The sequence below is a fragment of the Ensifer sp. ENS06 genome, assembly GCF_014852205.1.
GTDB classification, from domain to species: Bacteria; Pseudomonadota; Alphaproteobacteria; order Rhizobiales; family Rhizobiaceae; genus Ensifer; species Ensifer adhaerens.
Genome location: NZ_JACVBC010000001.1, coordinates 1640946 through 1662692, shown reverse-complemented (window position 1 = coordinate 1662692; position 21747 = coordinate 1640946). Strand labels below are relative to the sequence as shown.

Annotated in this window: 15 protein-coding genes; 3 read left to right on the top strand and 12 right to left on the bottom strand. The window is 61.0% G+C overall.

The features are described 5' to 3' along the window. Positions 1 to 33: 33 nt before the first annotated feature. Together argS and IB279_RS08235 are read right to left on the bottom strand one after the other, a co-directional pair. The gene (argS, locus tag IB279_RS08240) at positions 34 to 1794 is read right to left on the bottom strand and encodes an arginine--tRNA ligase (RefSeq protein ID WP_034796661.1); all 1761 of its coding nucleotides are present in this window, start codon (positions 1792 to 1794) and stop codon (positions 34 to 36) included. Positions 1795 to 1890: 96 nt separating this feature from the next. Continuing rightward, entirely contained in the window at positions 1891 to 3108 is a 1218-nt protein-coding gene (locus tag IB279_RS08235; protein ID WP_089044629.1) for a deoxyguanosinetriphosphate triphosphohydrolase, read from the bottom strand. A 212-nt stretch (positions 3109 to 3320) separates the two neighbouring features. Between IB279_RS08235 and erpA the strand changes: the two genes are divergently transcribed. Next, the gene (erpA, locus tag IB279_RS08230; RefSeq protein WP_034796669.1) at positions 3321 to 3653 is read left to right on the top strand and encodes an iron-sulfur cluster insertion protein ErpA; all 333 of its coding nucleotides are present in this window, start codon (positions 3321 to 3323) and stop codon (positions 3651 to 3653) included. 61 nt (positions 3654 to 3714) lie between these two features. Here the strand turns inward: erpA and IB279_RS08225 are convergent, their stop codons facing one another. Then, complete coding sequence (locus IB279_RS08225) at positions 3715 to 5178, bottom strand: phosphatidylserine/phosphatidylglycerophosphate/cardiolipin synthase family protein (protein WP_113186976.1); 1464 nt, start codon at positions 5176 to 5178, stop codon at positions 3715 to 3717. Positions 5179 to 5385: 207 nt separating this feature from the next. On the opposite strand from IB279_RS08225, the gene xth reads away from it, so the two are divergent. Beyond that, positions 5386 to 6177: an exodeoxyribonuclease III gene (xth, locus tag IB279_RS08220; RefSeq protein WP_113186975.1), complete on the top strand. Its 792-nt coding sequence runs from the start codon at positions 5386 to 5388 to the stop codon at positions 6175 to 6177. A 79-nt stretch (positions 6178 to 6256) separates the two neighbouring features. Here xth and exoR read toward each other — a convergent pair whose 3' ends face one another. From exoR to IB279_RS08175, 9 genes are all read right to left on the bottom strand, one after another. After that, the gene (exoR, locus tag IB279_RS08215) at positions 6257 to 7063 is read right to left on the bottom strand and encodes an exopolysaccharide production regulator ExoR (RefSeq protein ID WP_034796672.1); all 807 of its coding nucleotides are present in this window, start codon (positions 7061 to 7063) and stop codon (positions 6257 to 6259) included. Between the two features lie 467 nt (positions 7064 to 7530). Then, positions 7531 to 8808: an outer membrane protein transport protein gene (locus IB279_RS08210; RefSeq protein WP_034796673.1), complete on the bottom strand. Its 1278-nt coding sequence runs from the start codon at positions 8806 to 8808 to the stop codon at positions 7531 to 7533. 499 nt (positions 8809 to 9307) lie between these two features. Continuing rightward, a complete protein-coding gene (locus IB279_RS08205) occupies positions 9308 to 12148 on the bottom strand; it encodes a valine--tRNA ligase (RefSeq protein ID WP_034796674.1) in 2841 nt (946 codons plus the stop codon). 121 nt (positions 12149 to 12269) lie between these two features. After that, a complete protein-coding gene (locus tag IB279_RS08200; protein WP_112976465.1) occupies positions 12270 to 13073 on the bottom strand; it encodes a PopZ family protein in 804 nt (267 codons plus the stop codon). 208 nt (positions 13074 to 13281) lie between these two features. Continuing rightward, positions 13282 to 14649 carry a TolC family outer membrane protein gene (locus IB279_RS08195; RefSeq protein ID WP_034796676.1) on the bottom strand — a complete coding sequence of 456 codons (1368 nt, stop codon included), beginning with the start codon at positions 14647 to 14649 and terminating at the stop codon, positions 13282 to 13284. 288 nt (positions 14650 to 14937) lie between these two features. Beyond that, positions 14938 to 15603: a protein-L-isoaspartate O-methyltransferase gene (locus IB279_RS08190; protein ID WP_113189481.1), complete on the bottom strand. Its 666-nt coding sequence runs from the start codon at positions 15601 to 15603 to the stop codon at positions 14938 to 14940. 204 nt (positions 15604 to 15807) lie between these two features. Continuing rightward, positions 15808 to 16233: a TonB system transport protein ExbD gene (gene exbD, locus IB279_RS08185; RefSeq protein ID WP_034796684.1), complete on the bottom strand. Its 426-nt coding sequence runs from the start codon at positions 16231 to 16233 to the stop codon at positions 15808 to 15810. 3 nt (positions 16234 to 16236) lie between these two features. Then, complete coding sequence (exbB, locus tag IB279_RS08180) at positions 16237 to 17319, bottom strand: tonB-system energizer ExbB (protein ID WP_162741413.1); 1083 nt, start codon at positions 17317 to 17319, stop codon at positions 16237 to 16239. Positions 17320 to 17502: 183 nt separating this feature from the next. Continuing rightward, on the bottom strand, positions 17503 to 19977 hold the full coding sequence (locus IB279_RS08175) for a ComEC/Rec2 family competence protein (protein ID WP_246801859.1): 2475 nt from the start codon (positions 19975 to 19977) through the stop codon (positions 17503 to 17505). 315 nt (positions 19978 to 20292) lie between these two features. Between IB279_RS08175 and gltA the strand changes: the two genes are divergently transcribed. Then, positions 20293 to 21582: a citrate synthase gene (gene gltA, locus IB279_RS08170; protein ID WP_034796688.1), complete on the top strand. Its 1290-nt coding sequence runs from the start codon at positions 20293 to 20295 to the stop codon at positions 21580 to 21582. Positions 21583 to 21747 lie beyond the last annotated feature (165 nt).

Genomic DNA, 21747 nt, shown 5'->3' with positions numbered 1-21747 from the left:
TGCCAGTGCATTGTGGGAAAATGGTGACAATACTTATCGCATTTCCTCCGGTGCGGAGGTGCCTGTAATAGACAGGCCGGATTTCAATACCGAAGCGACAGCATGCACCAGCCCGAGTCTGGCAGTACTTAATTCTCTATTTTTATCGTTAACAAAACGTAATTCCGGATTCTCTTTACCTTTGTTCCAATGTGCGTGGAAGGCGGCAGCAAGATCATACAGGTAAAACGCGATGCGATGCGGCTCCTGAGCCAGTGCCGCAGCCTCGATGACTCGCGGATATTCTGCGAGCTTGGCGACGAGCTGGAGCTCCGTCGGATCCGTGATCTGGCCCAGAACGGCACTGGCGAGATCGACCGATTCGAGGTTCAGATCCGGGAACGCGTCCGCAGCCTGGCGGAAGACCGAGCGGCAGCGCGCATGCGCATACTGCACGTAGAAGACCGGGTTATCCTTCGACTGTTCTGTTACTTTAGCAAAATCGAAGTCGAGCGGTTCCGAGTTCTTCCGATAGATCATCATGAAACGAACCGGATCGCGGCCGACTTCATCGACGACGTCGCGCAGCGTGACGAAGTCACCGGAGCGCTTCGACATCTTCACCGGCTCGCCGTCGCGGAAGAGCTTGACCAGCTGGCACAACAGAACCGTAAGCTTCGACGAACCGCCGGAGACCGCGCGCGCCAGCGCTTCCAAGCGCTTGACGTAGCCGCCATGGTCGGCACCGAGCACATAGATCATCTCGTCGAAACCGCGGTCGAACTTGTCCTTGAAGTAGGCAACGTCGGCGGCGAAGTAGGTATAGCTGCCGTCCGACTTGATCAGCGGCCGGTCGATATCGTCGCCGACCTCGGTCGAACGGAACAGGGTCTGCTCGCGGTCTTCCCAATCTTCCGGCAGCTGGCCCTTCGGCGGCGGCAGGGTGCCCTTGTAGACGTGGCCCTTGAAGGTCAGGTCGTTGATCGCCGTGCGGATGGCGGCAGCACCGTTCGCGTGCAGCGTGCGCTCGGAGAAGAAGACGTCGTGATTGACGTTCAGCGCCGCGAGATCCTCGCGGATCATCGCCATCATCGCGTCGATCGTCCGGTCCTTGACGAGCGGCATCCACTTGTCTTCAGGCATCAGCCTGAGGCTCGTGCCGAATTCGTCGGCGAGCGCCTCGCCGACCGGCACGAGATAGTCGCCCGGATAAAGGCCCGGCGGGATCTCGCCGATCTCTTCGCCCAGCGCTTGGCGATAACGCAGGAATGCGGACCGCGCGAGAACGTCGATCTGCGACCCCGCATCGTTGATGTAGTATTCCTTCGTGACCTCATAGCCGGAGAAGGCCAAAAGGTTGGCCAGCGCGTCGCCGACAACGGCTCCGCGGCAATGGCCGACATGCATCGGGCCGGTCGGGTTGGCCGATACGTATTCGACGTTGACCTTGCGGCCGCCACCGACAGCGCTACGGCCGTAGTCGACGCCCGCACGCGCCATGCCCGACAGCAGCTTCTGCCAGTAGGAAACGGAAAGGCGGACGTTGATGAAGCCCGGACCGGCGACGGAGACGTCGGTGACTTCCGGATCCTGCTTGAGCTTCTCGACGATGAGTTCGGCAAGCGCGCGAGGATTCATGCCGAGCGGCTTTGCCAGCACCATCGCAGCATTGGTCGCAACATCACCATGGCTCGGATCACGTGGCGGCTCGACATTGACACGGCCGAAGTCAAGCTCGGATCGCTTTTCTCGAACGCTTTCAAGCGTTTCGAGAATGTCCTTAATTCTTGATTCGAAGTCCGTGAAGAGATTCATCTGATCCGTCCGCTTTTCCCGACCACAAGTGACCGGCGCAAAACTCAAAAAGGAGGCTCGGTTCGGCCGAACCGCAAGCCTCCGGGCGGGGGGTCCCTAGCGCAAATCGGGCGTATGGTCAAACAAGCGCTTGTGCACGCTGATCGCAAAAGTGTCGGTCATGCCGGCGAGGTAGTCGCCGACGTGCCGCGCCCGCGCCGGCTCCGCCATGCCGGCAATCTGGTCGATCCAATAGTGCTCACGCATCAGCTGCGGGTCGTCCATGAAGGCATGATAGAGATCGCAGACGATCGAGGCTGCATTTTCGCGCACGCGCATGACTTCCGGGTGCCGGTAGATCCGGGTCATCAGCAAGCGCTTGATCTGCTTGTCCGTCTCGCCCATCTCCTCAGAGAAGGTCGCCATCACGGTGCCGGCCTGGCGCACATCGACAGCACTTTGCGGCCGTATCTCGCCGATCCGTTGCTGCGCGACGCCGATCACGTCCTCGACCATCGCGGTAATCTGACGCCGCATGATCTCATGCGTGAAGCGGCTTCTTTCAAGACCGGGATAACGGTCATGGACCTCGCGCATCAGGCGCGCGAGAAACGGCACGTCTTCGAGCATTTCGAAGGTGAGATAGCCAGCCCGCAGACCGTCATCGATATCATGGGTGTTGTAGGCGATATCGTCAGCAATGGCCGCGACCTGCGCTTCGAGGCTCGCAAAACTCGCCAGTTCCAGATCATGCAGCGCGCAATAGTCGAGGATCGGCTGCGGCACAGGCCCTCGCGTGCCCTCACCGTCCGCGGTCAGCAACGGCCCGTTGTGCTTGACCAGGCCTTCCAGGCTCTCCCAGGTCAGGTTCAACCCGTCGAACTCGGCGTAGCGCCGCTCGAGCTTGGTGACGATGCGCAGCGACTGGGCATTGTGATCGAAGCCGCCATAGGGCTTCAGCATCTCGTGAAGGGCATCCTCGCCCGTATGGCCAAAGGGCGTGTGGCCGAAATCATGCACGAGAGCGACGCCTTCGGCCAGATCTTCGTCGAGCTTGAGCGCGCGCGCCAGAGCCCGGGCGATCTGCGCCACCTCGATCGTGTGCGTAAGACGGGTGCGGTAGTGATCGCCGTCAGCGGCAATGAAGACCTGCGTCTTGTGCTTCAGGCGGCGAAACGCCGTGGTGTGCACGATGCGGTCGCGGTCGCGCTGAAAATCGGAGCGCGTCGCGCTCGTCGCTTCGGGAAAGAGCCTGCCGCGCGTCATCCAGGGATTCGACGCGAACGGCGCATGTTCACCATAACCGAAGCCGAGCGCATTTTTGTCGAATGTCATCTTCCACCTAATTCGTCGTCCCATTGACGGGACATTCAAGCCTTCATACCTATAGTGAAAGCTACGGAAACGCGTGATGCAAGATCGACCGATTCCGCAAGCGGAAGCAACGGCTTGGCCGCGGGTCTTGAAAGAGGCCCCGAAACCGACCAGATCGCATGCTTTAACACAGGGCAATTCTCTCCGGTTCTTGACCCCGGCAGGAGGCAGATATGACGCATGAAACCGTGACCCTCTCGGACGCTGCAGCGAAGCGGATCGCCACGATCCTGCGTTCCGACAGCCACAACAACGCCATGCGAGTGTCCGTCGAGGGCGGCGGCTGTTCGGGCTTCTCCTACAAGTTCGACCTGGTCGACAGCAGCAATGACGACGACCTGGTGCTGGAAAAGAACGAAGCCAAGGTCCTGATCGACAGCCTGTCGCTCGTCTATATGGGCGGCTCGGAAATCGACTTCGTCGACAACCTGCTCGGCCAGTCGTTTCAGATCAAGAATCCGAACGCGGTTGCAAGCTGCGGATGCGGAACGAGTTTTTCCATCTGACGCCAGCGCCCCACGTCTCTCTTAGCCGGCTCCGTTTCAACAACGAACGGAGCCGTTTGCGTCAGAGATAGGGCGATCCGAGCCAGAGAATGCGGTTCGCCAATCGATCCGCGAACGACTTTTTGCGCAGCCTTTCGAGCGTGACCGGCTCGGCTGATGCGAGAATGTCGGAGATCGTGCCATTAATCGCCTCGGCGACACCACGGTCGAGAACCTCCAAGTCGAATTCGAAGTTGAGGCGCAGGGAGCGCGGGTCGAGATTGGTAGACCCGACATAGGCCCAACGCTCGTCCACGGTCAAAAGCTTGGAGTGGTTGAAGGCGCCCTTCGCCCGCCAGACACGACAATGGCCCTTCAGCACCTGATCGAACTGCGCAGTCATCGCCCTGTCGACCAGCAGCAGATTGTTGACTGCGGGAACGATGATATCCACCTCGACGCCGCGGCGCGCGGCGGTGACGAGCGCGCTGATCAGTTCGCGGTCCGGCAGGAAATAGGGTGACATCACGCGGATATTCTTCTGCGCGACCGAAAACGCCCCCATGAGCATCTTGTGATTGGTCTCATTGGTGGCGTCAGGTCCGGATGGCACGGCGCGCATCAGTACCGACGGCCCATCCGCCGGCAGCGGTGCCTCTTCGATCGCCCATGCGGGGCCCGCCAGAACCTCGCCACTTGAGAATTGCCAATCTTCGGACGAGACCTGGAAGATATCGGCGACCACCGGTCCGGCCATGCGGAAATGCGTATCCTGTGCCGGCGCCTGACCGGCGATCTCGCTGGTGAAGCCCACCCGGATGTTCATGCCGCCGGCAAAGGCAACCTGACCGTCGACCACGAGGATCTTGCGGTGCGTGCGCAGGTTGGCATAGGGCAGCCGTAACCCCATGATGATGTTGCCGTTGAAAACCGCCGTCGGAACGCCCGCCGCCTCCAGATGACCGACAATGCTCGGCACCGAGTAGCGCGCGCCTACGGCGTCAATCAGCACCCGCACCTCGACACCCCGCGCCACCGCCGCGATCAGGGCGTCGGCAAAGCGCAGGCCGATGACGTCGCGATCGAAGATATAGCTTTCGAGCAGGATCGAGCGCCGGGCGCCGGCGATCGCTTCCAACATCGCGGCATAGACGGCATCGCCGCCGGCGAGCACCGAAATACGGTTGCCCGTGCACATACGATGGCGTGAAACGCGGTCGCCGAGGATCTTCATCGCCGCAAATCGTTCTCCGAACTGCACCGATATGTCGGCATCCGAAATGTCGAAGCGGCCGAACTGATCCGGCCCCTGCCCGCGCAACAGAGCGCGTTGCGAGCCGATCGAGGAGCGCCGGATACGGTTGATTCCGGCAACGGCATAGATCAGCGCGCCGACGATCGGCGAAAGCAGGACGACACCGACCCAGCCGGCCGCGGCGCGCACGTCGTCCTTCGTCATCGCGGCATGAATGGCCGCAGGAATGCCCAGCGCGAAGGACAAAAGCGCCAGGATATGCGGCCAATAATTCTGCACGAGATCGATCATGGGCGGGACTATAGCCCGCCAACGGGCGGAATCAATTCGACGCCTGCAGCGTATACCGTATCGACCGCTGGCTCCTGATGGGAAGCGTCGGTGCTGCTCGGGCGCGCGGTTGAAAACCCGCAGGTAACGGATTTGTCAAAAGAATCCGGAGCGGCTAGAAATGACCCCGCCAAGGACTTAACCGACATGGAAAGGGCGTTTCGAGCCATGAAGATTGCCACCTGGAACATCAATGGCGTCAAGGCGCGAATCGACAGCCTGCTGGCCTGGCTGAAGGAAAGCGGACCGGATATCGTCTGCCTGCAGGAGATCAAATCGGTCGACGACGGCTTTCCACGCCTCGAGATCGAGGCGCTTGGCTATCATGTCGAAACACACGGCCAGAAGGGCTTCAATGGCGTCGCGCTGCTTTCCAAGCTGCGGCCGGACGAGGTCAATCGCGGCCTGCCTGGTGACGATACGGACGAACAGTCACGTTTCATCGAAGGTGTCTTCTCGGTCGAAGGCGGCGCGATCCGCGTCTGCTCGCTCTACCTTCCGAACGGAAACCCCGTCGACAGCGAGAAGTATCCCTACAAACTCGCCTGGATGCGCCGGCTTGAGGCCTATGCGAAGCAGCGCCTGTTGCTCGAGGAACCCTTCATCCTTGCCGGCGACTACAACGTCATCCCCGAGGAACACGACTGCTGGGATATCAAGGTCTGGCAGAACGATGCCCTCTTCCTGCCGGAAACGCGCGAGGCATTTCGCCGGCTGCGCAACCTCGGCTTCACCGACGCTGTGCGCGCGACGTCGGACACTGTGCCGCTCTATACGTTCTGGGATTATCAGGCCGGCTGCTGGCCGAAAAATTTCGGCATCCGCATCGACCATCTGATGCTGTCGCCGGAGGCGACCGATCGGCTGGTGTCAACATCCATCGACAAGCATGTCCGCGCCTGGGAGAAGCCTTCGGACCACGTGCCCGTCATCGGGACGTTTGCGTTCGCGCCCGCTTAAGGCGCGTCTTTCCAGATCTTAGTGTGTGGAGAATGATCCCTGGGCCGGCGGCGGTTCGGGGACCGCTCGACGATGACAATCAGTCGTCGTCGCCCTGCATGTGCAGGTTCTGCGACAGTGCGATTGCAGTGCGTCGATCGTCCTCGCTGGCAAGCGAGAAGGCCTGCTCCTGCATCGACTGCATCCAGGGCCGATCCTTCGGCGAACACTGGTCGAGTGCCGCAGTCATGAACGCGAGACCACGAACGGTCTGGCCTTCCTGGAAAATCACATTGCCAAAGACGCCCATGGCTCCGGCGTGACCGCTCTTGCGCGCACGATTGAGCCATTTCTTGGCCTGCTGAACATTCACGCTACCGCCCTCGCCCGACAAGAGCATGCGCGCGAGCTGGAACTGCGCCTCGGCGACGCCGAAGGTCGATGCCGCCTGGAAATAAAGCTGGCGCGCCTGGGACATGTCGGACTTGATCGGGCTGTCGGGAATGCCGCGGCGATAGTAGCCGGCAAGGGAGATCAACGCGTTGACGAAGTAACCGGTGTCTTCCGAGCCCGGCTCCACGCCTTCCTGGGCGATTTCGCTATAGATCTTGAAGGCTTCAAGGTCGTTCTCGGCGACGCCGTCGCCATAGGCGTACATGTTGGCGAGGGCCCAGCGGGATCCGGTGTGGCCCTTCTCGGCCGCGTATTTGTAGGCTTCTACGGCCTCGTCCTTGCGGCCATTCTTGTAGGCGGAAAACCCGAACTTGAAGAGCGCGAACGGACCTGATTCTTTGGTGACGCCCGCACCGGGATCAAAAGCGTAGGCCGGCATGGCGAAGGTCCCACAGACCGCCAGCGACACGCCGAGTATCGCAACCTTTAGTGACTTTAGTTCACCCGCAAGCATCACAGTCTAATTCTTCCGTTCCAGCCGGCCACGCCGAACCCATCACCGCTGCAAACACACAAGCCCGGACGACCCGCCGCCGGGAACTGCACCAACTCCGCCGACAAAGCCGGCGCAACCTTTCCACAATGAAACTTCGACATAGTCCCCGAAGCAGTCATTTTAATGGACCACTTGCACTGGCGTGCCGGAGGCCACATTTCTCATGACGGTCGTCGATCCAAGTTTCATTTCACCCCAAACGCTGCAGGTATCGCACTCACATTGCAGGCTTGTCCCTATATCGCTGCTCCCTGTTTGTGGCGGGAAATGGACATAGCCGGAACGAGTCTGATCCTAGCAAACTCTAGCATTAAAAGTGTTGCTGAATCGTCACATTGCGGCACAGTGCGGATGCGTGGTTAAGAGGCTCCACACATAAGAAAGGCCCGGTAAAACCGGGCCTTGCAGGATCAGATGACGAAGGATCAGAACTTCACTTTGATCGATGTCGAAATGGCACCGACAAAGTCGTCGTCGAAATCGTAGGAAACGTCGTCACCAATGACGTCGTCACCATACTTCACCGCACCGGAACTGCCACCGGTCATGATGCCGACAGCACCAGCAAGACGGAACTCGAGGTTCTCGGTCGGCGTGTAGGAAACACCGGTTCCCAGCGTCCAGGTGTCGGTCTGCGTTCCATACCCGTGGCTGGTGCCGCGGTCCCAGGTCAGGCTGACGGCGCCGCTCCATTGATCATTGAACTTGTGGCCGACACCGCCGGTGATGGTCCAGCCGTCACGGTAGAGAAGATCAAGGCTCGTGCACGGCGTAGTACGGGAGACCGTGGCGGGGCAGAACTTCAGGACCTGAAGCTGGCTCCAGTCCGTCCACTTCACCGAGCCAAATGCCGCCCAACCGGGTGCAAAGCCGCTCTGCAGCTTGAGTTCCAGCGAGTCCGGCATCGAAGCCGCACCGTTTACGTCGTATTTCGTACCGGTCACAAGGCCCACGCCCGGTACAACGAAGCCCAACTGGCGAAGGTCGATGAAGCCCGAGAGGTTATCCAGATCGACAGCACTGTTGTAGACGAGGCTCGCTCGCAAGGCATACTCGGGGATTTCGTAGGCAGCACCTGCGCGCCAGCCCCAGCCATGCCCTCCAAGCTCGAGCCTGCCAATGCCGGTAAAGGCACCAGCGAGCGGCGTGCCTGTATAATCCTGAACCAGCCTTTCCTTGAAGCCGTTGACTTCCTGATAGAAGACGCCGCCGATCACACGGAACTGGCCTGGCCCCATGTCCCATTTGTAGGAGCAGGTCGCGGCGTAGTTGTCGCTCTCTACCTTCGTTTCGATATTGCTGTTGGCACCGGCCCAGTTCTGCCCCGGATTGGTGTGGGCACCCCAGGGCTGGGAGTAGTCAGCCATACAGTCGACGCTGTCACCAAAGGCTGCCTTAACGCCGACGCGCGGAACCCAGTAGCTCTCGGTGTCGTCAGCAGTATTCGGTCTGTTGTTGAGATTGCCGCCACCAAAAGTCCCGGTAAGGATGTTGGTGTTCCCGGTATCGGTATCACGGACGTTCTTCAATTCGCGCTGCGGATTGACGTAGGTCGCCGACGCTTCCCCCGCATAATCCGACGGGTCGAACAGCAGATCGATGTTGTAACCGCCGCGCTCAAGACCGCCCGCGTGCGCGGCGGAGGCAAACAGCAAACCCGCTGCTACCGACAGAACACCCCGCTTCAAATTCATGTGAGCCATCCAGCTCCTCCCCCTGCACTGCAAAACTGCGACATTCCACCTCATGTCGTGTGGGCCGAAGTATTCTCACGATCCCGTGAAATCGCAAATGCGAGATCTAGCAGTTAGCAGGCTCGATCGGTCACAGAATTTACGTAAGATTCTCATGATTTAGCCACAATGACGCCAGATCGGAACCATTTTTCCAAAATCATGGATAAAATCCACTGAATTAGAATGGATTTCCAAACCATCGAAAACCTGTGTCGCCTGAACAACATTATCGCTTTTTGCGGTAGAACAGCGAAAAACTCCGTTGAAGTTCCGCTCAAACGCCACGCGCGCTTAATGACCCGCGCAGCAGATTCAACTGATCGAATCAATGCAAAATCTCGATAGGCTAAAGTCTATCTTGTATCTCTAAAATAAAGAATCCGCGGCATTTCTGCCGCGGATTTCGATTTCTGACGGTCAGGCATTCTCTTGAACGCCCTCTCGTTGAATCCGTCGATTAACGGCCTCAACCGGCCTCGGCGACGCGCGTCAGCGCAACGCTCAGCGATTCCTTCTGGAGATCGAGCTCTACGAGGCGTTCACGTTCCGCTTCGACCAGTTCCGGCTTTGCATTGGCGACAAACTTCTCATTGGCCAGCTTGCCGAGGATGCGCTCGCGCTCGGCTTCCACCTTGGCGATCGCCTTCTCAAGCCGGGCCTTCTCGGCGGAAAGGTCGATCAGGTTGCCGAGCGGCAGGCAGGCCGTTGCCTCGCCAACGACTATCTGGGCGCTGCCGCGCGGCGCAACAGTGGCGTGGTCGATATGCTCGACGCGCGCCAGACGACCGATGGCCTGCGCATGCTGCTGCAGGCGCTCGCGCGTCAGGTTGTTGGCACCGACAACGATCAGCGGCGCGGTTGCCGCCGGCGGGACGTTCATCTCCGAACGGACCGAACGAATGCCCGAAACCAGATCGATCAGCCAATTGATCTCGTCGGCCGCCGTGTCGTCAGCATAGGACGGCGCCGGCCATTCGGCGTGGCACAGCAGCGTCGAACGCTCCTGGCCCTCGCCTGCCGTCTGCGCCCAGAGCTCTTCCGTCATGAACGGCATGAACGGGTGCAGCAGCTTGTAGATCTCGTCGAGAACGTAGGCGACGCAAGCCTGCGACTCCCGTTTTGCCGCTTCGTCCTCGCCACTGAAGATCGGCTTCAGCAGTTCGAGGTACCAATCGCAGAACTGGTTCCAGACGAACCGATAGAGGCTGCCGGCCGCGTCGTTGAAGCGATAGGCATCGAGCGCCTCGGTGACGTCGCGGATGGTCCGCGACAGCTCCGTCAGGATCCAGCGGTTGACGGTGAGCGATGAGGTTTCAGGAATGAACCCATCGCTGCTGGTAACGCCATTCATCTGGGCAAAACGCGTCGCGTTCCACAGCTTGGTGCCGAAGTTGCGGTAGCCGGCGATGCGGGCCGGGTCGAGTTTCACGTCACGCCCCTGGGCCGCCATGATCGCGAGCGTGAAGCGCAAGGCGTCAGCACCGTATTCGTCGATCAGTTCGAGTGGATCGATGACGTTGCCCTTCGACTTCGACATCTTCTGGCCGTTCTTGTCGCGAACGAGCGCATGGACATAGACCGTATGGAAAGGCTCGACCGGAGTGCCGTCGGCATCCTTCATGAAATGCAGGCCCATCATCATCATCCGGGCGACCCAGAAGAAGATGATGTCGAAACCGGTGACCAGCACGTCGGTCTGATAGTACTTCTCCAGTTCCGGCGTCTCGTTCGGCCAGCCGAGCGTGGAGAACGGCCAAAGCGCCGAGGAGAACCAGGTGTCGAGAACGTCTTCGTCACGCGTCAGGATTTCGCCCGGCTTGAAGTTCTCGAGCAGATCCTCGACATAGGCCTTCATCGGGCCTTCATGCGCCAGATAATGCTGGATCGCTGCGTGCAGCGCCTCTTCCTCGGTCTTTTCGACGAAGACCTGACCGTCCGGACCGTACCAGGCCGGGATCTGGTGCCCCCACCACAGCTGGCGCGAAACGCACCAGGGCTGAATGTTTTCCATCCACTCGTAGTAGGTCTTCTCCCAGTTCTTGGGAACGAAGTTGGTCCGACCTTCCTTGACGGCCGCGATCGCGGGCTTGGCCAGCGTCTTCGCGTCAACGTACCATTGCTCTGTCAGACGCGGTTCGATCGGCACGCCGCCACGGTCGCCATGGGGAACCATGTGCTTGTGCGGCTCGATCTTGTCGAGCAGGCCCGCCTCTTCGAAGATGCGAACGATGATCTTGCGCGCTTCGAATCGGTCCTTGCCTTCGAGTTCGTCCCAGGCACCGTGCAGGGCAGCCGGATCGCTGAGCCCTTCGAGGAAATCCTCGTTGTCCTTGATCGTGATGCGGCCTTCGATCGTCATGATGTTGATCGCGCGCAGACCGGCGCGCTTGCCGACGTCGAAGTCGTTGAAATCATGCGCAGGCGTGATCTTCACCGCACCGGTACCGGCGGTCGGATCCGCATAGTCGTCGGCAACGACAGGAATGCGGCGACCGACGATCGGCAGAATGACGTGCTTGCCGATCAAAGGCTTGTAGCGCTCATCCTCCGGATTGACCGCGATGCCGCTGTCTCCGAGCATGGTTTCAGGACGCGTCGTGGCGACGACGAGGTAATCGCGCTTTTCCCACTCGGTCGCCTTGCCCTCTTCATCGAAGGCGACCGGGTAATCGAAGGTTACGCCAGGCTCCAACGGATAGCGCAGGTGCCAGAGGTTGCCGTTGATCTCGTGCTGCTCGACCTCCAGATCCGAAATCGCGGTCAGAAGCTTCGGGTCCCAGTTGACCAGGCGCTTATCCTTGTAGATCAGGCCTTCCTTGTAGAGCGAAACGAAGACCTCGAGAACGGCTTCGGACAGCCCTTCGTCCATGGTGAAGCGTTCGCGCGACCAGTCGCAGGACGCGCCAAGACGCTTCAATTGGTTGAAGATGAGCCCGCCCGATTCGGCTTTCCATTCCCAGACCTTTTCGATGAAGGCTTCGCGGCCCATCTGCCGGCGGTGCTGCTGGCTCTCCATCAGCTTACGCTCGACGACCATCTGGGTGGCGATACCTGCATGGTCCATGCCCGGCTGCCACAACACATCCTTGCCGCGCATGCGTTCGAAACGAACGAGCACGTCCTGAAGCGTGTTGTTGAGCGCGTGGCCCATGTGCAGCGAACCCGTCACGTTCGGCGGCGGGATCACGATGCAGAAACTGTCGGCGCCGGGCTTGGCACCCGCCCCTGCACGAAACGCGTTTTCTTCGTCCCACTTCTTGGCGATACGCGGGTCGACGGATGCGGAATCGTAGGTCTTATCAAGCATTTTGGAGCCAATTTACGAGATTGATGTCAGCGTCTTGTAAACCGGAACGGCCGGTGCAAGTCAACACGAACGCAAAAAGCCGCGACGATCGCGCGGCTTCTTTCGTGTTCGGATTCGGCTTTTAGCGGCGGGGGCCGCGCGCGACGCGTTCGATTTCCTCGCGGACGAGCCGCTCGACAAGCGTCGGCAGATTGTCATCGAGCCATTCCTGCAGCATCGGCCGTAGCATCGCTTCGGCAATTTCATCAAAGGAACGCCGCGATTCCTGATCCACTGCGTGGGCAAGATCGCCGAACGACTGAGCGACCTTGCGGCCGACCTCCGGCGAGACGATCGCCGCAAGCGCCGTCTCCGGCGCGGGCGCTTCCGGCGGAACGACGGCGGCCACCGGCGGAACCGCGCTTAGAACTTCCGGGAGTTCGACTGGCGGCGGCGCTACGACTTCCGGCTCTGCCGGCGCCTCAACAGCAGCAGCGGGCTCGATCACCGGCGCTTTCGGCGCGGAAACCGCTGCCATGCGCGAGGTGACGACCGGACTGTCCTGAATAGCGACGACCTGCGGCGCAGGCGGCACCTCACGTCCGGCAAAGCCCGTCGTATGACGCTCGGACGCGGCGCGAACCCGTGCTGCGACATCGGCAAGTGAAAGCGGCGGCTGCGCTGCCGGCGACGGCTCCGACAGCCCGGCCTGGCTGTCCACGACCGGTTCGACAAACGCGGCCTTGGGCGCCTCATCGCGTCGGCCAAAGGCGATCGTCTCGATCTCGCTGTCGATGGTCAGCTCGATCTCGTCGTTGCCCTCGTCCTCGAACTGCTCCTGCGGCGCAAATCCGGCTTGCCCGGGTTCGTTGCTCTCAATGATCTTGCGAATGGATGCCAGGATTTCATCCATCGACGGTTCACGCGCGACATTGAGCTGTGCCATTTCCATCCTCGTTTGACGCGGCAGACATGTGTCCCAAAACTGGACATGCGCCGATTTCCGACAAACCTTAAGTGAGTTCGCGAACGAAACATACGCCACGAATCAACGCTAAGGATTCTTGCACAGATTTGTTTTCAGGGGAAAAAATAGAAACGCCCCGGGGAAGACCCGAGGCGTTGGCAAGTACTCAATAATGCGAACGGACGCCTTAGCGACCGTCAACGGTTCGCAGACCGAACCACTTGTCCTTGACCACTTCGTAGTGCTCTTCGGCACGGTATTCGGCAACCTGCAGGCCCTGATCCTTCACGGTCAGCCGCGCGGCGGCAGCAAGCAGCGAATAGCTCGCAACGACCGCGTCGCGCTGGGCAACGGCCAGAAGTTCCTGTGCCTGAAGCACGTCCTGCTGCGAATCAAGCACGTCGAGTGTCGTACGCTGGCCGACCTTGCGCTCTTCGATCACGCCATCGAGAGCCAGCTTGGCGGCGGAAATCTGCGCCTTGTTGGCGGAGATGCGCGCAATCGCGGCTTCCAGCTGAGCATAGGCGGAGACAATAGTCTGCTGGACCGCCGCACGCGCCGAATCGACGAGGATGCGCTGCTGGCCGAGACGTTCCTTGGCCTGGCGGATCTGGCCGTACTCGGCGCCACCCTGATAGATCGGAACTTCGAGGCGAGCCGTAATGCTCGATGCATTGCTATCGAACTGGCTGGCATTGCCGGTGGTGCGGCCAACCTGGCCCTGCAGCGTCACACCGGGGAGCATCGTGCCTTCCGCCGACTTGACCTGATAACCGGCCGAATCAACGGAGTACTGCGCCGACAGAATGATTGGGCTTTCGCGCAGACCGGTCGCGACGGCCTGATCGAGCGTGCGCGGCAGGGCCTTCGAAGCCGGCGAAGCCTGCTTGATGCCACGTGGCACATCGCCGACGATCTGTACATAGGTCGCTTCGCTCTGCTTCAACTGAGCGACGGCGACGATAAGCTGCGACTGGGCGTTGGCGAGCGAGGCTTCGGCGAGGCTCACGTCCGTTCGGGTGCCTTCGCCCACATCGAGACGGGCTTTCGCCGCGTTAACCTGCTCCTGAAGGAAGGCGATGTTCTGCTTGCGGATCGATACGAGCTGCTGGTCGCGCGCGATGTTGGAATAGATGGTCGCGGCCGAAAGGAGAATCGATATCTCGTTGGCGCGCAGCGATTCGCGGGTCGCAAAGACGTTCGATTCAGCGGCGCGCACATTGTTCAGCGTCTGAAAGCCGTCAAACACCATCTGGTTTACGGTGATGCCGACCTGTCCCTGGTGGAGGTCTTCGCTCAGGGTCTTTTCTCTGTCGATGGTCGAAAGCGTTCCGGACGCGAATGCCGCCACCTGGGGGCGAAAGCCGGACTTGGCAATCGGCACGCTCTCATCGGTCGCCCTGAGGCCGGCCCGCGCGGCGTTCAGGTCAGGGTTGTTTGCGTAGGCTTTGGCCATTGCGCCGAAGATCGTTTCGGCCAGTACTGCGTGCGGTGCAAGCAGCAAGCTTGTCGAAACGGCGGCCAGGAGGGCCGCTTTGCGGACAATCGACACCATTACTTCTCTCTCCGATCGGGGCGGCAGAGCCTGCCCTCTATTTCCGCGGCGCCGCTCTCTTTGCAAAAAGCGACCCCAACTAGACACGGCGATGAAGCGCTCACACCGCCCACTGGTGAGCAAATCACTACCACTGCACTCTTTGAAACCCGGAATCAGCATTCCGACAACTGCGCAGCCATACTCTGCGCAGCCATTTCAAAAAGAAACAAGTACCGCGTTGCGAATTGGCAACATTGTTATTTTAGCAACGCAATTAATTGTTGATATCCCTCAATAAGCGGGACCTCAAAAAACAAATTCCTGTGCACGACGGAAGCCGGGAAGCGGCTTGACCGCGGTGTTGAAATCGGGGCGCTCGGACGTCTTTCCGTGCTCGTGCACATAGAGTTTAGCGCGAGAAGCATTGCCAAATCCTTCAACGACGACCAGCCGCCCGCCATCGCGCAACTGCTCGAACAAAGCGGTCGGCAGGACTTCGACCGAGCCGTGAACGAAGATCACGTCATAGGGTGCCTCGGCGGCATATCCCTTCTCGAGTTCGCCGGTCACGACGGCGATGTTGTCGTAGCCGAGGCGAGACAGCGTTTCCGTCGCGGTGGCGGCAAGGTCTTCATCGCTTTCGAGCGCAACGACCGAACCTGCAACCTGTGACAGCAGTGCGGACGCGTAGCCGGTGCCGCAGCCGATCTCCAGGACGACATCGGACTTGGCGATTTCGGCCAGCTGGAGAAGCTTGGCGAGCGGCGACGGCTCCATCAGGAAACGCGGCGCGTTGCCATTGGTAACCTCAAGCGCGATATCCGTGTCGATGTAGGCAAGCTCTTTCATCTTGGCAGGCACGAATTCCTCGCGCGGCACGCTCAGGAACGCGGACAGGACCGAGTGGGACGTGACATCCGTCGTGCGGATCTGGTTGTCCACCATCTTGGTGCGCGCTGCTTCGAAATTCATGGTAGTGCCCTCGTGTCCGGATAGGCGCGGCGCCCGCTTTCGGGCAAGCACGCACGATCGTCTTCTGGCTCCCGTCGGAAAGCCTTTGAGGTAAGCTCATAAATCGGCGCCCGGCCGGTTTCAAGCGATAGCGGCAATCTGCGCCGGAAAAACGGGAGGGAATTGCACTGCGAATGGCGGAGGCAACACGATTGCCAGCCGGGATCAGCGTCCCGGCGCGCCTTCCAGCCCAACGAGGGCAATCTTGGTGTAGCCGGCGTTCTGAATGAGGTTCATCACCGTCATCAGCTCACCGTAGTCGACGGCTTTGTCCGCGCGCAGCAGAACGCGCGTCTCGGTATTGCCTTCGGTCAGGCGCTTCAACTCGTCGGCAAAGCTCTCGCGCGCCGTCTCATCGTTGCCGATCGCCAGAGCCAGATCGGCCTTCAAAGTCACGAAGACCGGCTTGTCGTCCCGCGGAGCCGGCTTTGCGGCCGATTGCGGCAGGTCCACCTTCATGTCCACGGTGGCAAGCGGCGCCGCCACCATGAAAATGATCAACAGCACCAGCATGACGTCGATGAAGGGGGTGACGTTGATCTCGGCGTTTTCATCGAGATCGCCGCCACCGTCGCTGATTTTTCCGGCCATAGGTCACCCGATCCTTGCGATGGTCGTCTCGGTGTGACCGAAGTCCTGGCGGCGCGGCTGCGCCTTGCGGGCCAGGCGATGGTCGAGGTCGCGGCTGACGAGCCGTTCCACGGCCGCCGCGGCATCGGCGAGAATGACCTTGTAGCCACCGACCGAGCGGGCAAAATAGTTGTAGATGACGACGGCCGGGATCGCCGCCACCAGGCCGATAGCGGTCGCCAGAAGCGCCTCCGCGATGCCCGGCGCCACGATCGCCAGATTGGTCGTCTGTGCCTTGCTGATGCCGATGAAGGAATTCATGATCCCCCAGACCGTGCCGAAAAGGCCGACGAACGGGCCGACGGAGCCGATCGAGGCCAGGATGCCGGTGCCACTTGTCATGCGCTTACCGGCGCGAACCTCGATGCGGGTCAGAAGCGAGGAAACACGCTCCTTCAGGCCGCCTGTCGGCGCATGGTCGATCACCGCCTCCGAGCGGGCCATTTCGTCGATCGCCGCGGCGACCATTTCGGGCGCCGGTCCCGACTTGCCGTCAAAGGCTCCCTTGACGTCTGCCAGGCCGTTGGCAGCCGACAGCAGGCGAACTGCGCGCGTCAGGCGCGCCTTGGCGCCAAAGAGTTCCAGCAGCTTGACCACAAAGATCGCCCATGTGGCGACGGACGCCAGCGCAAGGCCAATCATCACGCTCTTCACCACCACGTCGGCGGCCATGAACATGCCAATCGGCGAAAGATCATGCGGCAACACCGGGCTTGCTGCTCCCTCGCCCGTTGCCGGCCCGCTTTCCGCCGTCGCCGGGGCGCCTTCAACGGCTACCGGCGCGCCCTCGCCCGACGTAGCGGCAGGAGCTTGCAGTGTCGGCCGCGCCTGTGTCGCCGGCTCCGCCGGCGGAACGGTTACGGCCGTGCCCTGACTTTCTGCCGTCGGCGCGGATGCGGACGGCGCTGTTGCGCCGCTTTGCGTACCACTAACCGCGGGTGCCTGCGTCGTGGCTTGGGCCAAGGCGGCCGTTGGCGAAGCTGCGGAGGACAGGACCAGCATCGCGGCTGCCAACAAATTGATCGTCGATCGGGCTCGTCTCGGCATCTCGTTCCTCACGTACTGGTCCATTTCGTCGTGTCAGGGCGAAGGGTTTTCCGTCATCCGCCGCTACCCTTGCGCGCTTCCGGGGCTCTTTAAGCAAAGGAAAACCGAATGACAAGGATTTGTGGAGTTTATCAATCAAGAATAATTTCGCAACCACCCATTGCCGGAACTGGACAGGCGTTTTCAGGGCGTCGGCTGATCTTCGATGAAGGTGTCGCTGCGCCAATCATAGGTGCGATGGCGCTCCCAGGGACGGGCAAGCGTCGTGAAAGCCGGCCGGATTTGCATGACGGGTGAGCCCCGCCCTTCCTGCTGCTCCGCCCGAATTTCGATTGCGCCCGTGCGGCGCAGCGTCCGTGCGTCGACGATGCGGGCTCGGCGCGGCGCGCACGCTTCCACATCGACCCGCGCGGCGACCACGATCAGGTCCGCCTGATCGCACAGGGCGGGAAAGAGGCGCGGGTTTTCGAGGGTGACGATCGTCCAGCCGATGGCGCTGCGCGCCGCACACCATTGCTTGTCGCGGCAGACAAATCGGCCTGGCCGGCTTGCCTCGATGGCCGATGAAAAATCCGCACGGATCGCCGTAGCCTTTTCTCCATCGATCGGTGGAGCTCGTCGGACCGCCTGTTCCATAGCCGGGTAAAGATCATCGGCTGCAGGCGGGAGCATGACCGGCCGCTCGTGCTCCCCCACGGCGAGCGCCCGTTGCCATTGCGAAAATATGAAGTCCGGCGGGCGCGGCCGGTTCGTTGCGATGGCATCATCCGTGACCAGACCGAGAAGGCGTCCGTCCTCGGCGATCAAGATGTCGGGCCGGCTCCTATCTTCCAATGCCAGGCTGAAGAAGCCTGCACAGATCAGCACGATGCCAGAGATTGCCAGCCAACTGCGCAGCACGCAGAGAAAAACACCGCCGATCGCGATCAGCACGAAGCCGATGGGTCCGATGCGGCCGGTCACGACCTCGCCATCGAGCGACGTCACGAACCGGGCGACGTCGAGCATCCGATCGAGACCCCACGCCATCGCCATCAAAGGCAGATGCTCAAGCCCGAACGGCATTAGCAGCATGGCGAACAGACCGAAGGGCATGATCACGATGCTGATCAGCGGCATGGTGAGAATGTTTGCGAGCAGGCCATAGGCCGGCAGCCTGTGGAAGTAGGCGATCGAATAGACCGACGTTGCCAGGCCGCCGATGAGCGAGGTGATGAGGATGCCTGCGGCGACGCCGGTGATGAGGCGCCCCTTGCTGCGGCCGCCAGCCGCTTCGGCCTTGCCGGTGCGCCGTTCGCGCCAGCGCCCGTAGCCGGCAACCAGCGCCAGGGTGGCGGCGAAGGACATCTGGAAGCCTGGCCCGGCCACAGCCGAAGGCATGAGAACCACGATGACGATTGCGGCGAGCGCGACGTTGCGCAGGCTGATCGACATGCGGTCGAAAAACACCGCGACCAGCATGATCGAGATCATGATCCAGGCGCGAAGTGCCGATACGGCGCCGCCGGAAATGAGGATGTAGAGGCAGACCATCAGCAGCGCACCGGCAGCGGCAACCTTCTTGATCGGCACACGGTGCGCCAGCCCCGGAACCATGCTGAGAGCAGTGCGTGCGCCGATCAGAAACGTGCCGGCTGCCAGCGCCATGTTGAGGCCGGAGATCGCCAGCACATGCGCTAGCCCCGCCTGTCGCAGCACCTCGACCGTCTCCCGGCTGATGGCCCTTTCCTCTGCGGTCACCAGAGCCGCCGCAAGCGCGCCGGTATCGCCGCCGATCGAGGCGCGGATCCTCTCGCCAACCGTTTCCCGCATTGCGGCCATCGTTTTCGCCGCTGCCGAACGCAGCGAGAAAGCCGCCTCGGGCTCTTCGGTCGCCACCTTCTCGGATAGTTTGGGCGCGCCGTAGAAAACCCCGACGGCGCCGATTCCCTTGAAATAGCTGTCGAAGGCGAAATCGTTCAGGCCGGGCAGCGCCGGACCCGAGGGCGGAGACAGCCGCGCCCTGCCCTCGATCATCGCGCCGAGCGGAAACGGCTCTCCGGAGCCCCGCGTCACCAGCGTCGCCTTCAGCGGCTGGCGGCGCAGCTTTGGCCGGCTCGTTTCCTCGATCTCCAGCCCGTAGCGCCAGCGGCCGCGATCGTCCTGCTCGCGCGAAAAGACCACGCCCCGCAGGTTCGTGGTCACCGGAGCGTCGAGAACAACCGTGTCGGTGCACCACGTGTCGATCGCGACCAGCAGCATGCCGCAGATGAAGAGCGTAACCGCAATCAACGGAGCCCTCAAAGGCGCCAGCCGCCACCGACAGGCCAGCGCTGCTATTCCGAAAATGCACAGCAGCACTGCAAGATTGGCAATCCGGATATCGAAGGGCAGCGCCAGCCAGGCGAGCACGCCGAAGATCAAGAACACCGGGATCAACACGAAACCGTGACCGAATGCCCGTTCCTCTTCGATCGCGGCGAGGAATGCCGGTTTAAGCGCGGCAGGCCGGAAACGAGCTGCGCGGCCCGCAATTGCTTGCCACGATGGCCGGAGAAACAGGAAGAACCGGCCTCGCGTAGGCAATGTCGCGGCGACAACGGCGGCATCGGATTCGGGAAGCCTGAAGCTTCCGCGTTCGACGTCGAGCGACGCTTGCCGCATTTCCGTTTCGCTCATTGCGCCCGCACTTTGGACCCTGACTTCGCGGTCGATCATGCAACCAACGCAGCGCAACTGCAACCGAGGCGCTATCTGCCGAAAAAAGCGGCAAACCTATATAGAATGGTACCGCACCATCATCGGACGAGCTTATTGATCTCTTTGGACTTATTGCCGTAACATGCCATTATTGCGTCGCCATATGCACATTTTCGCATCGCACAATTTGCCTTTCGTACAGCTTGGCAGTCGAAAATAAATCATATAGCAAATTCGCAACGTTCATTGTCGTGGCACGTCTGTGTGCCACGTTGCCATAAGACGGAGGGTCCGATGACTGATAAAACCGCGGTTGTAACACTCGATGGAAAGTCGGCGGATCTTCCGGTGCGATCTGGGTCCATCGGCCCTGACGTCGTGGACATCGGCTCGCTCTACAAGCAGACGAAGATGTTCACCTACGACCCGGGCTTCACGTCGACGGCGTCGTGCGAATCCAAGATCACCTATATCGACGGCGACGAAGGCGTGCTGCTCCACCGCGGCTATCCGATCGAACAGCTCGCCGAGCACGGCGACTTCCTGGAAGTCTGCTACCTGCTGCTTTACGGCGAACTGCCGACGAAGGCGCAGAAGGCTGACTTCGACTATCGCGTCACGCACCACACCATGGTGCATGAGCAGATGTCGCGGTTCTTCACCGGCTTCCGCCGCGACGCACACCCGATGGCCGTCATGTGCGGCTGCGTCGGCGCGCTTTCTGCCTTCTACCACGACTCGACCGACATCACCGATCCGCACCAGCGCATGGTTGCGTCGCTGCGCATGATCGCCAAGATGCCGACGATTGCGGCCATGGCCTACAAGTACCACATCGGCCAGCCCTTCGTTTACCCGAAGAACGACCTCGACTACGCCTCGAACTTCCTGCGCATGTGCTTTGCCGTTCCCTGCGAAGAATATGTCGTCAACCCGGTTCTGTCGCGCGCCATGGACCGTATCTTCATCCTGCACGCCGACCACGAACAGAACGCTTCGACCTCGACGGTTCGCCTTGCCGGCTCGTCGGGTGCCAACCCGTTCGCCTGCATCGCGGCCGGCATCGCCTGCCTCTGGGGCCCGGCGCACGGCGGCGCCAACGAAGCGGCACTCAACATGCTTGCCGAAATCGGCACGGCCGACCGTATTCCGGAATTCATCGCCCGCGCCAAGGATAAGAACGATCCGTTCCGCCTGATGGGCTTCGGTCACCGCGTCTACAAGAACTACGATCCGCGCGCCAAGATCATGCAGAAGACCACGCATGAAGTGCTCGCCGAACTCGGCCACAAGGACGATCCGCTTCTCGAAGTGGCGATGGAACTCGAACGCATCGCGCTCACCGACGAGTACTTCATCGAGAAGAAGCTCTACCCGAACATCGACTTCTACTCGGGCATCACGCTGAAGGCTCTCGGCTTCCCCACCACCATGTTCACCGTTCTCTTCGCGCTTGCCCGTACCGTCGGCTGGATCGCGCAGTGGAACGAGATGATCGAGGATCCGGAACAGCGCATCGGCCGTCCGCGCCAGCTCTATGTCGGCGCTCCGCAGCGCGACTACGTGCCGGTTTCCAAGCGCTAAGACTGACAATCAGCAGAGACAACAAAGCCCGGTCAGCGATGGCCGGGCTTTTGTTTTTGCAGGGTAGGATCGACGTTTCGCACCGGTTGTGGCGATTTTTGTAATAGCAGCAACACAACCACCCGAGCGCACACTGTGCGCCAGGCTCGTCTTCAGTGAAGCGTT